A 12,986-nucleotide genomic window follows, 5' to 3' on the forward strand; every position below is an offset into this window, starting at 1 on the left:
TTATTTTACCTCTACAGAAAGATCCGCATAATTATCACTAGATACAGCTGCTGAGTATGTGCCCTCACCTGCAGCCTTTGCTTCAGAAAATGCATCCTTGTCAAACTCTACCTTGTCTGCATAATCTCCTTCATATACCACTGTTCTTACAGCTTCACGACCTTCGCCTACTGTGTAAGTAACTGTAACCTTAGGATTTCCCAAATCTGTTGGAACATTTTCAAGAGCCATACTATTTGAAGACTCATCAACCTTACCAGTTACCTTGGCATCCTTATATACAGGCTTTACATACACACCGTCAAAAGTATATACATATGAGTCGTTCTGATTGATAAAAGTTACAGAAACAATCTCCTCTTTTTCAAGCTTATCAAGCTCTGGAAGGTTATCAAACACCATACGAGGGTTATGGCTGTTGTCCGCAGAAATATTAAAAGCGATTTCATAAGGCTGTACCCAAATACTCTGTAAATGCTCCATACCAACTTTTAATCCAGACTTTGTTTCCAGGATAATTCCCTGGATGTTTCCATCAATCTTGAAATCTCCATCTTCTCTTGTGTTCTTTATATATGATGTAGAAGTTTCAATTACATCAAGCTGATAATCACCCCAGAAAACACCAGTCTCAAGCTGAGCATCAGCATCTGTTACTGTATCTGCCACTTCAAAATTTGTAGCTGAATAGGTTGCTACACCATCCTCAATTGAAACAACCTTGAACTGCTTTGGCTCTTCACCCTCATTCTTCACGAAGCTTTCATTAAGCTTTGCATATTCCTCAACCTGATCTGCAGGAACTGCCACGTTTACATTTTTAACACCTGTAATGTGATATCCATCAGCATTTGTTGTTTCATCAACAAAATCTGTCTCTTGATTTGGAAAAATCTCTGACTTTCCTGTTGTTGCTGATGTAACCGCATCAAAGGAATCAGTACTTGAAACATCTCCTGAATAAAACTCTGCATAAGAAAGAGTTGCTGTACCAAATACATACTCCACATTTGGATCAAGTGCACTGCTAGACTCAACCTTTTCTTCTGCAACCTCTACAGACTCTTCCTTCTGAACCTCAGAAGTATTCTTTGTGCCGCATCCAACCATAGATACAGCCATAGCTGATAATAATAAAGCTAATGCTTTTCTTCTCATAATAATATCCTCCTAATTATATGTAGTTTTATATAATCCTTGTTAGATTGCACTAACGCAATGAATCGTACCATTTTTTATAGAACAGGTCAATAAAGTAGAAATGATATTATTTCTCAATACAATCTTAACAACAAAATGCCCTAGGCCTATAAAGGCCTAGGGCATTTTTCAGAATAAAAATATGTAAAGGAAGTTTGAAAAAGAAAAGTAAGAAGGCAATTTACTTCTTGATTCTAATGCTTACAACAGAGCAAGCTGGAAGCTTGACAGTAAGGCCTTCAGCTGTCTTGCTGTAATCCTTGAATTCAGCTTCTTTAACAACCTCTGGTGCTTCAAAGGTGTTGTGCGCATTCATTGTGCCTGACACATAGACTGCCTCACATACATCATAAGAGCCGCCATCCTTTGTAAGCTGAATTTCTACATCCTCTGCTGCTTCAAGAGAGTTATTTGTAAGAGTGATGGTAATAACACCGCCCTCATCCTCTGAAACAGATTCGAATACCTTAGGAAGTTCATTCTTGTCCTTGCCAACTGTTCCATTATTAATAAGGCTAGAATCAAGAAGTGTTGCTCCCTGATGATGACGATACATTTTGAAGACGTAGTAAGTAGGGGTTTTTATCATCTTCTCGCCATCTGTAAGCATAACTGACTGAAGAACGTTAATAAGCTGAGCGATACATGCCATCTTAACTCTGTCAGAGTGCTTGTTGAAAATATTAAGGTTCATACCAGCTACAAGAGCATCACGCATTGTGTTCTGCTGATACAAGAAGCCTGGGTTTGTACCTGGCTCAACATCTGTCCAAATACCCCACTCATCAATCATCATACCGATCTTCTTATCTGGGTCATACTGATCCATAAGAGCGCCATGTTTATTGATAAGCTCTTCCATAAAGTAGCTTCTCTTAAGTGTCTGGTAAAATACCTCTTCAGTAAAGTCTGTTGCACTTCCCTTAAAGTTCCAATCATCCTCTGTCTCAGGAAGTGTGTAATAGTGAAGTGAAAGACCATCCATAAATCCATGGAAATGCTCAGGTGTGTGATCAAAGCAAGTCTTAAGCACTTCTTCTGTCCAATGATAGTCATCCACATTGGCACCACAGCAAATCTTGTTTATTGGCTTGTTGCCATTGTAATTTCTAACATAGGTCTGGTAACGTCTATATTCATCTGCATAGAACTGTGGACGCATATTTCCGCCGCAGCCCCAGTTCTCATTTCCAACTCCAAGATAATCAACTACCCATGGTTCCTCATGACCATTTTCTTTTCTAAGGTCTGCCATTGGTGACACACCGTTGAAAGTCATGTACTCTACCCACTCGCTCATTTCACGAACAGTGCCAGAACCCACATTGGCATTTACATATGTCTTACAACCAAGCTGTCGGCAAAGCTCGAAGAACTCGTGTGTACCAAAGCTGTTGTCTTCAACAACACCACCCCAGTGAGTGTTAATCATCTTCTTACGCTTTTCCTTTGGACCAATTCCATCCATCCAGTGATACTCGTCTGCAAAGCATCCACCTGGCCAGCGAAGCACTGGAATCTTCATTTCCTTAAGGGCTTCAACCACGTCTGTACGCATACCGTTTACATTTGGAATATCTGAGTTTTCTCCAACATATAAACCTTCATAGATACAACGGCCAAGGTGCTCTGAGAAATGACCATAGATTTCTGGAGCGATGGTGCTCTTTTTGTTTTCGTTATTGATTACTAATTTTGCCATTTGGCTATCCTCCAAGTTTTCTCATTCTAGCGGGAAAGCACAGCATTTAAAAATCGCCTTCGGCGATGGGCTGTGCTGTGGGAGATTATTTTTGAAGTCATGCTTCAAAAATAACCTCCTTATCCTTTTACAGCACCTGCTGTCATACCGTCAATAATGTATCTATTAAAGATTAAGAATATTACCAATATAGGTAAAATTCCGAACATCGAGCCTGCAATAAGTACATCGTAGTTGTTACCATAAGGTGTAAGAAGTGTGTTAAGTCCAATTGGAAGTGTAAACTTCTCTGCCCCCTTAAGTACAAGCAGTGGCCAAAGGATTGCATTCCAGCTACCCATAGCACAAAGGATACCCATTGATGCAAAGGCAGGCTTAGCGAGAGGTAAGATGATTCTCACTGAAATACTGTATTCATTACAACCATCAATACGTGCCGCATCAAGCAAATCCTTTGGTAAACCAGAAAGGTACTGCTTGAAGAAGAAAATTGTAGAAGCCCCACAGAGGCCAATTATGATTACGCCTGTATAGGTGTCAATCAACTTGAAAGCAATGATTTCCTTATAAAGTGGAAGCATAAGGATTTCAAAAGGTACCATCATTGTTGCAAGTACAATTGTGAATAACAGATTCTTAAATCTAAATTCATACATTGTAAGACCGTATGCAACAAAGTAGCAAATAAGCAGTGTCAAAACTACAGAAACAATTGTGATTAAAAGAGAATTCTTATACCACATAAAGTATTTCTGACTATCTGCATTACCACTAAACAAGTAAGTGTAGTTATTGAGATTCATAGTTGAAATGTCTAAATCTATAGCAAGACCTCTACGAATCAGCTGTGTTCCTGGTCTAAACGATGCAAGCAAGCCTGCAAAAACAGGGAACACAATTATCAAACTAAGGATAAGGAAAAAACCTGTTCCTAAAACTGTTCCAACTCTTCTTTGAGGAGTTGCAGCCATTGTCTTCTGCTTTGCCATATTACGACTCCTCCTTCTTAAAGGTTCCATTGAGGATTAACTGAGCAAAGTTGATGATGAGTGCAACTACAAGAAGTACTACACCAACAGCGCATGCATATCCCATATCATTCTTTTCAATTCCTCGCTTGTACAAGTAACCTACAATTGTAAGACCAATATTGTTTGGTGATGAGTTTCCTGCCCATAACATGTATGATTCAAGGAACATTGAAAGACCAGCATATACAGAAATTGTAAGTACATATACTGAAGTAGGTTTAAGGAGTGGCAAGGTTACAAATCTGAACTTCTGCCATCCTGAAGCACCATCAATATCAGCTGCCTCATATAATGAGGAATCAATTGACTTTAATCCAGCCAAGAAATAAAGCATATTTACTCCAGTCCATCTCCAGCAAGCTACAATCAAAAGAGCAAGCATACCTGACCAGCCCATCTTTAACCACTTGTAGGTTCCAAGGCCAAGGAAAGAAGAAATGATATTCATCTGACCTGTTGTATACTCTGTAAACATCAGTCTGAAAAGTGTACCTGAAATTACAACTGATGTAAGTGCTGGCATATAAAGAACTGCCTTCCATAATCCCTTAGCCTTAACAAGATGGCTGTCCATAAGAACAGCAAAAAGCATTGGGAATGGAATAAGAAGTACTAATGTAAAGAACATGTACTTGCAGCTGTTCATAACAGCAATATGAAATACATTATCTTTTAACAACTTTGCATAATTTGCAAATCCAATCCATTCTGAGGTAATTGCCCCTATATCCTGGAAACTCATAGTAAAAGCTGTGATAAGTGGGTATACCCAGAAGAAAAAGAAACTAAAAATAAAAGGAATCACAAAAACGTATGGTGCAACTTTTTGCGAATAAAATATCTTCTTAAATTTCATAAATGAAACTCCACTACTCTTCTTTAAAAGAGCAGCCTGCTTTTCAGCAGGCGCTCCAGTGTAATTTATATCCATATCATTTCCTCATTACTGTTCCATGTCAACTGCGTCTTGGCATTCCTTCAACGCATCCTCTACTGAGTAATCAGGATCTTCAAGAACCTGGTTGAGTGTAGTTGTACACATGTACTCGTTGATTGTTGGGCTGATAGATACAACTGAAATCTTACCAATGTTGTCCATTCCGATATCGTTTAATACATCGTATGGATAGTTGATGAAGAACTTGTTGTACTGGTTGTTGTCGTCATGTGCGAAAGCATCATCATCCCAAAGAGCTGCGTTACAAACATCAAATCCAAGTGTATCCCAGATATGCTGCTCACCTTCTGCTGACATCTTTGCCCAGCATGTGAACTCTGCTGCAAGTTCCTGGTTCTCAGACTGCTGTGTTACGACTGTACCTGTACCACCGATACCAACTGAGCACTTCTGACCAGCCTTGAATACAGGACACTTTGCAATATACCAGTTACCTGACTCCTCTGGCATGTAGTTTGTGAAACGTGACATGTACCACATAGCCTTAGGGAAGGAAACGATGTTTCTATCCATGATGTTCTGGAAACCAGCTTCAAGGTCTACGTGACCATCTGGAGAAACCTCTGCAAGACCGCTCTTTAACCAATCCTGCTGCATTGTAAGCATATCCTTTACAGAAGAAATGTTTACATTTGCTTTGCTATCAAAACCGCCTGTCCAATCATCACCATTCTCTGCCATTGCAAGCCAGAGCCAATCTGTTCCGCCTGTATCAACTGATGTCCAGTACTTGCCTTCTTCGTTAACAGCGGCTACATACTCTTCACCGAGCTTTGCGTAATCATCCCAAGTCTTAACTGCATCAATCTTAGCGATTGTATCTTCCTGTGAAAGACCTAAAGCTTCTGACATTGCAGCTACGTTATAGTACATTACTGTTGCACCTACGTGATATGGCGCGCCGTAATAATTTCCGTCTGAACCCTGGTATGTCTCCATTCTTGAAGTAACCATTGTATCAAGATAATCCTTTGCGTAGTCATTAAGTGGTACTAACCACTGATCAAGACCTTCAACTACGTTAGGGAACTGTCCAACCTCAACATCACAGATGTCTGGTGCTCCTGTTCCAGCCTCAAGAGCTGTAAGAAGCTTTGTATGCATATCACCATATGGATATGTTGTACATGTAATCTCGATTGTGTTATCTGGATGCTGCTTGTTCCACTCCTCAGCCATAACACCGTAGTGCTGTCCGTGAAGTTCTACGAATGTCCACATATCAAGGTGAGTTCCGTTTGGATCACCAAATGTGTTTGTTACTACCTCAGCTTCTGCTGACTCAGCAGCTTCCTCTTCTGTAGCTTCTGCATCTGGGTCAACGCCACCCTCTGATGCGCCCCCGCAACCAACGAATAAGCTAGCTGCCATTGATGTGCAAAGTAATGCACTAAGCAATTTCTTCTTCATTCTTCTCCTCCTTGTTTTAAAAAAGAAATGTGTTGTTTATCAGTTTCCAGAATCCCCAACTTCCAACTGAGGCTTGATAGTTGTAAGTTAAAGACGTTTCCGTGAAACTCATTAACGATTATGTAATTATAATAAGACGGGCAATTTACTAAGTCAATAATTATTTTAGATATTTCTAAACTATTTTGGTTATTCTTTTATTATACACAAATTGAACATAATTATTTTGGGTATTTTCACTAAATCGATACAGTTAACTCTAGATTAACTGTAAATAGTAACGTTATTTTTAGTTTTAATTAAAATATTCGATTGAAAAAGTCAAGGTTTTATTGACATACAATTACATTATTTTTATAATTGTATGTAATACTTTATCATACTAAAGAAGGAGCAGCAGGATGATACATATCACTTCTCTGGACGAAGGACTAGAACTATTTAAAGCCTTAGGCTCAGACGTGCGCATCCAGATTTTAAACATACTATTAGAAAACGACCACATGAGCATGAACCAGCTTGCTACACAGCTTAATCTTAGCAACGGCGCTCTCACAGGTCATATTAAGAAATTAGAAGAATGTGGACTTATTTCCACATCAAACGAATCAGCCAGTCACGGCAACTCAAAGATTTGTTCAGTTATTCAGGATAAAATCGTTGTTGAAATTGAAAAGCCACTAGATTTATCTAATGCCTTCACAACAGATATTAAGGTTGGACAGTTCTCAAAATACGATGTCTGCCCTACCTGTGGGCTTGCAAATTCCACAAATGTTATTGGTGAAATCGACGACGTTAGATACTTCAGCCATCCTGATCGTTTCAACGCCGACATCATGTGGTTTACAAAGGGATTTGTTGAATACTCCCTTCCAAACCTTATTCCTAGCAACAACAAAATCACTCAGATTTCCATCTCCTTTGAGATTTCCTCTGAGGCACCAGGCATCGACAACAACTGGCCTTCAGATATTAGCTTTTCATTAAATGGAACAAAGCTTGGAATGTGGACAAGCCCTGGAGATTTTGGTGGAGATATTCTTGGAATGTTCACCCCTGATTGGTGGCCACCAAACTGGAATCAGTATGGACTGTTAAAGCTTCTTGTTATTAACCGTCACGGTACCTTTATTGATGGTCTCCAGATTTCTGATGTTACCATTGATGACTTAAAGCTTAAGCAGGGACAGCCACTTGACTTTAGAATTTCAGTAGAGGATGATGCCGAGCACGTTGGCGGCCTTACCCTCTTCGGAAAGAGCTTCGGAAACTACGGACAAGATATCCGCGTATCCATGAACTATATGCCAATAAACTAAGAGCCTTTAGTTACGCTCACAAGGCACCGCCGGTTACGCCTACAAGCCATAGATATCTCCGCTCAACGAGAAATGTTTCTCTTGAGATACCTATGAGCTTGTTGACTACCGGCTTATCGTCAGATTGTGAACTACTAAAGGCTTTTACTTTACCAGCGTTTACGAGGACACCTAGATATCTTGGCCGTGGCGCGAAGCTCTACGTAGCATCCGCAGGCCATGCAGGTGCCTTCGTTGAGTTTTTCGCATTCCTTACAGACAGATAAGCGACGCTCGTACTCGTCGTCGCTTACCATATCCTCAAGTTTTAGTGCACTCTTATATTTTTCAATCATTGCTGTGTCTGCATCAATCATATCTCGAAGCAGACATCTGGTACAAACTCTGTTTTCAATCATAGTCAAATACTGGTCTTCCATTTACAAATTCAAATTTCATAAGCATGGCGTGACGATTAGGATTGTATAATGGGTCACCTACTATCTCTGTTTCTGTGCGGGCATGATATACCAATATATCATTTCCATCTTTATCCTTTGTAAAGGAGTTGTGACCCGGACCATATACCACATGCTCTGATGAAGACTTAAGTACAGGATATCTCTCCTTCTTCCAAGAGAGAGGGTCTAACAAATCACTATCCTCGTCAGCTGTAAGCATCCCCATGCAATAGTTAATTCCTGTGTCGCTGGCTGAATAGGTCATAAATATTTTGCCATCACGCTTGATAATGGCTGGACCTTCGTTAACCCAAAAGCCATGACGCTCCCAATCATAGTCAGGCGTAGTAAGAAGCACTTGGTCTGTAGCCAAAGTGTATCCATTTTCCATACGTGCTATATAAAGATTAGAGATTTGCTTTCCCACTCCAACCTTCTCTGCCCATATATAATACCACTGGCCCTTATTTTCAAAAACTGTGGCATCTAACGAGAATGCCTCAAAGGAAAACTCGTCCGTAGCAGCTCTTTGGATTTTACCTTTTTCAATCCATGGGTGCTTCATTGGATCAGGCCCCTGGCACTCTAATACGTATGGACGAAGCGCCCATATATCATCCACATCGCTGCCTGCAAAATATATATACCATTTACCAAAAAGATAATGAATCTCTGGAGCCCAAATATGCTTAGACATAGGACCACGGTCATGCTTGTGCCATACCTCTAGCTCCGGTGCATCCTTCAATCCCTCTAAGGTATCGCTGCAACGTAAAACTATCTTATCATATTCAGGTACCGAAGCGGTAAAATAATACTTTCCATCTGTATGCTTATAAACGTAAGGATCTGCACGCTGTAAAATCCACGGTTTATTATATTGAAAATTTTTGTCCATTATTTATAAATCTCCCTATTAATCATTTAAATATTTAACAGCCATAATTGTCTCATTCTCTCCTACAGCTGAAAATGTCATACAGTCAGTTCCTGCCTCGTCCTTCATCTGGCAAAATACTCCACTGTATTCTTTGTCTAAAAGCTTGATTTTCATGTAATAGCTTCCATCCTTCATTTCCCAAGTTCCAGTTATATCCTTGCCATCACAGCTTCCATCCTTGTTTAGATAAACTATGAAAGGATTTGCAATATCACTGGAAATATCAGTGCCTTGATTGATTACATAATATCTTCCAACAACTTGTTCTTTCTCATACCCTGATTCAGAAACAGTCTCCCCCTGAGTCTGGTAAGGAAGCTCGCATGGCCAGCCCTCTTCATTCATCAAAATCTGATGTACTCTAGGTGAATGTCCCTCTCCGCCATCATTAAAGCGTGTATGATACACCACATACTCTCGCCCATCCTTGTCGATAAAAGCAGAATTGTGACCAGTAGCCATATATGCCTTTTCAAGACTAGGTAGCTTATAGTTTCCAGAAAGCTTCAAGCCAAAATCCTGATGCATAGCACTCTTTTCAGGAAAGGCATCCTTCATATCAACATAATCTCCGTCTACGGTCTTAGAACGGAAAACTCTCATCTGATATCCACCATTACTGGTGAGGCCACCATAACTTACAAACAGATAATAGTAATCTGTGGTCTGATCATACATGATATAAGGTCCCTCGATGGAAATATGGCCTCCGCCAATTAACTTCTTACCAAAATAAGCATCCACTCTGTTTGCTTCATCAGCTTCAGGATGAATAACAAGCCCCGTTTCTGGGTCCAGCTCTAAAAGATAAATTCCACCAGACCAAGATCCATAGGTCATCCACATTCTGCCATCCTTATCATAGAAAACAGTTGGGTCAATGGCGTTTGGATAATCCTCGTAATTATAGGCACCGGCTTTTATATAGTGTTTTTTAGCATAGTCTTCATCCACATAATCAAGTACATCAGTGGCATCTATATTTTTGTTGGTAAAGCCTGAATATATAAGAGCCCCTTGCCATTCAAAGGGACCCTCAGGACTGTCACTGGTTCCAAAGCACAGGTTAGATGCATTGAAGGTACTGGTTGTGCAATAGTACATTACATATTTTCCCATTGCCTCGTTATAAATAACATCTGGTGCCCATACATGAGTCTTTCCATCATCGGTTTTAATTATGCTATCCTTGTTTCCAGAATATGCAAAGGCTTTGTCAGCCACTTCATATATCTGGCCATATACAGGATTAGTTTTGTTGTAGCCATCAGCAACCTTCTTCCAATTTAAAAGGTCATCACTTTTGGCGCAAGTCATATGTGAACCATAAATATAATACGTTCCATCTGCTTCTAATATGGATGGGTCATGGACAGAAACGCCCGAAGAAACGTCGCCTGTGGCAATGCCATCATAGCTTACCGTGTAGTTTTTAACTTTAGATTCAGAGCCTGAACAAGCCATAAGACCACCTGCCATAGAAACAGCTAAAACGCATGAAAGTATTCTTTTCATGCATTCTCCTCCTATAAAAATTGGTCCTAAGCATCAAGCCCCTTTATAAATGCTTAGACGAAAATAACTAGCCAATAAATTGGCTAGTTAAAATATATCAGAATTTATTTAATTTTACAATAATTATTTTAGCAATTTCTAAACTAATCTTCTACGCCCTTAATTTGGAAGGTTGAAGCAGCTTTGTCTTTGCCATCCGAAAGAGTCAGTTCTCCATCAACAAGCGTAAGATATTTTCCTGGCTGCGCCACACTCTCAAAACTAACAGCCTTTTTATCAGCTAATCCTTCCACTGTTTTGAATGTCTGGTTCTTAGCTGATTGTTCGCTGGCTTTTGTATCCTGACAGAGTGTTACCGTACCACCTGAATTCGTATTTACGTATAAGCCAGGCTTGTTCTCCGATTCAATAGAAACATAGGCTTCGTTTTCAGCGTCTGCCTTTCCTGGACGAATCACCCACTGACTATCTTTTGAATCCAAATCCTCAGAAGCCACAAGCTTAACATCCTTATATGGGTAGTCTGCATCAGCATTTGAATTCACAAAGCTTTCGTGAGCCACATAGCTTTTGCCATCAAGTGTAGCGATGCTACTCTTCTTTCCATCCAAGCCTGCTGCACTTTCCTCAAACATTTCTATAGAGCCATCCTCATTAAACTTTAGCTCCACCACACAAGCACATCTTCTAAAGCCACTGCCTGCAGGAAGAGAACCATTATGATATACAAAATAAGTCTTTCCCTTAAAATCGAATACAGCCATGTGATTTGTGTTTGAGGTGGCCGTTGGAGTCATAATCATCTGTGTCTTGCTCCACTTTCCAGAAATCAAATCATCTGTGGTAGCATATGCCATACACTCTCTCCACTGATGGGCAAAGAAAAGATAATATGGCCCCTCGTAGTTGCCCTGTCCATCGCTTCGTCTATAAATCCAAGGTGCTTCCGTGTAACTGTCTAAGCCTGCAGTTCGTGTGATTATATCGTCCTCTCCTGGTGTCTTGCCATTTGTAATTTTTCTGTCTCCATTGACATCCTTTACAGATATCATATCCTCATTGAGTTCGCACACGAAAAACATGCCATTACCCCAGGCAAGATAGCGATGCTCCACGCCCTCATCATCTGTCTCAATCCAAGCTGTTGGATCAATATCATTGAAAGTGCTGGTGTTAGGCTTTGTGACTGTGCTTTTCACAAGCGGCTCTCCAATATCTACAAACTGACCTGTCGGAGAATCGGAAACAGCAACTCCTATACACTGCTTTCCAGTCTTGTCCCAGCTGCAGTAATAAAGATAATACTTGTCCTTACCATCCGAAGGATCTTTGTGCTTCATAACCTGCGATGCCCAGGCACTAGTGTCGTTGCTATCCCACTTAACATCTGTCATGGACATTACCACACCCTCAGCAGTCCAGTTCACCATATCCTTTGAAGAATAGCAAAGATACTCTGGAATATTGTAGATTGATTTCTTAACCTCCTCATCTGTGGATGCATCGTGACCTGTGTAAAGATACACCGTGTCCCCATCCACAAGAACCGATGGGTCACCACCATACAGGATATTTTGATTGTCTGCTACCATAGGATTTCCCGTAGCGCATTTTTCCACACTCACTTCCTTTGGCGCTCCGCATCCTGTGACACTTACCCCCAATAACAAAGCTGCCCCAACAGCCAACATTCTTCTCCTCATAATTGCCCCCTTAGCATTACTTTAGAATTCTATAAACTATTTTAATATCATTTATATCATTCTTAAAAGGAGTTGGCAATAAAAAAGTACCCAGCGTCTGTTGCTAGGTACCTGATTCATCCTATAAACTCAATATCTATCCTTGGAACTTCTACTTCAACCAAGAGTCTACTTAGAAACTATTATGTTTTTCTTGAAATCACCAGAAATGTTAACTGATGTCTCAGATAATAATCCCTCCACAAAATCTTTAAGCAACTTAAAGTATATATCTCCATCTATACCAACAGCTTCAAAATAACCAGAATGAAGATCCATAGTTCTGATTATTTCAAAACTGCCATCGGAATTCTGATTTACCATTGTAGCCCTATCACATGGCATACCATCAAGCAGAATTTCTTGCAGTCTAATACAGATTTCCTCTGGACTATTTACTTCATCAAACTTCATTGATGAGCCTGTAGCCTTAACAGAAGTTTCAATCTTCCCTAATCTTGAAGGGCTATCCTTCATAATAGTTGCAACTATACCAGCAAATCTTTCTTCTGCTCCTTCAACCAGATTAGATAGAGAGGCATGAATATTGCCTAAATCCACAACCTCTTCTATTGGAGGAAACTCTTCAATAACATAATTCGTATTATCGATATTCCATCCCTCTGATTTTGATAAATCAGCAAGAGCATTTATCACCTTTTGCATAGTGATGATTCTATTGTACATTAGAGAATGTATAGGTCCTAAAAATGCACTCATCTTCTA

The 12,986-nt window shown here is 40.0% G+C and carries 11 protein-coding genes; 1 reads left to right on the plus strand and 10 read right to left on the minus strand.

Annotated features, from left to right (window positions below):
* The 5 genes from BLR54_RS04325 to BLR54_RS04345 form a co-directional block, all read right to left on the minus strand.
* Entirely contained in the window at nt 1–1,158 is a 1,158-nt protein-coding gene (locus tag BLR54_RS04325) for a hypothetical protein (protein ID WP_090417354.1), read from the minus strand.
* Nucleotides 1,159–1,381: 223 nt separating this feature from the next.
* Nucleotides 1,382–2,902, minus strand: coding sequence for an alpha-N-arabinofuranosidase (locus BLR54_RS04330; RefSeq protein WP_090417356.1), 1,521 nt, complete (start codon nt 2,900–2,902; stop codon nt 1,382–1,384).
* Nucleotides 2,903–3,021: 119 nt separating this feature from the next.
* Nucleotides 3,022–3,891, minus strand: coding sequence for a carbohydrate ABC transporter permease (locus tag BLR54_RS04335; protein WP_090417359.1), 870 nt, complete (start codon nt 3,889–3,891; stop codon nt 3,022–3,024).
* Between the two features lies 1 nt (nt 3,892).
* Nucleotides 3,893–4,789, minus strand: a complete 897-nt coding sequence (locus tag BLR54_RS04340; RefSeq protein ID WP_090418473.1) for a carbohydrate ABC transporter permease — start codon at nt 4,787–4,789, stop codon at nt 3,893–3,895.
* An 87-nt stretch (nt 4,790–4,876) separates the two neighbouring features.
* A complete protein-coding gene (locus BLR54_RS04345; protein WP_090417361.1) occupies nt 4,877–6,301 on the minus strand; it encodes an ABC transporter substrate-binding protein in 1,425 nt (474 codons plus the stop codon).
* A 401-nt stretch (nt 6,302–6,702) separates the two neighbouring features.
* On the opposite strand from BLR54_RS04345, the gene BLR54_RS04350 reads away from it, so the two are divergent.
* Nucleotides 6,703–7,623, plus strand: coding sequence for an ArsR/SmtB family transcription factor (locus BLR54_RS04350; protein WP_090417363.1), 921 nt, complete (start codon nt 6,703–6,705; stop codon nt 7,621–7,623).
* 149 nt (nt 7,624–7,772) lie between these two features.
* Here BLR54_RS04350 and BLR54_RS04355 read toward each other — a convergent pair whose 3' ends face one another.
* The 5 genes from BLR54_RS04355 to BLR54_RS04375 all read right to left on the minus strand — a co-directional run bounded on the left by BLR54_RS04355 (nt 7,773) and on the right by BLR54_RS04375 (nt 12,980).
* The gene (locus BLR54_RS04355; protein WP_090417365.1) at nt 7,773–8,021 is read right to left on the minus strand and encodes a DUF6171 family protein; all 249 of its coding nucleotides are present in this window, start codon (nt 8,019–8,021) and stop codon (nt 7,773–7,775) included.
* A complete protein-coding gene (locus BLR54_RS04360; RefSeq protein ID WP_090417367.1) occupies nt 8,014–8,961 on the minus strand; it encodes a glycoside hydrolase family 43 protein in 948 nt (315 codons plus the stop codon). The genes BLR54_RS04355 and BLR54_RS04360 overlap by 8 nt, the downstream gene beginning before the upstream one ends.
* A gap of 18 nt (nt 8,962–8,979) precedes the next feature.
* Complete coding sequence (locus tag BLR54_RS04365) at nt 8,980–10,518, minus strand: glycoside hydrolase family 43 protein (RefSeq protein WP_090417369.1); 1,539 nt, start codon at nt 10,516–10,518, stop codon at nt 8,980–8,982.
* A 143-nt stretch (nt 10,519–10,661) separates the two neighbouring features.
* Entirely contained in the window at nt 10,662–12,221 is a 1,560-nt protein-coding gene (locus tag BLR54_RS04370) for a family 43 glycosylhydrolase (protein WP_090417371.1), read from the minus strand.
* Nucleotides 12,222–12,389: 168 nt separating this feature from the next.
* Entirely contained in the window at nt 12,390–12,980 is a 591-nt protein-coding gene (locus BLR54_RS04375) for a hypothetical protein (protein ID WP_090417372.1), read from the minus strand.
* Between the last annotated feature and the right edge of the window lie 6 nt (nt 12,981–12,986).

The organism is Pseudobutyrivibrio sp. YE44, assembly GCF_900104335.1.
GTDB lineage: Bacteria > Bacillota > Clostridia > Lachnospirales > Lachnospiraceae > Pseudobutyrivibrio.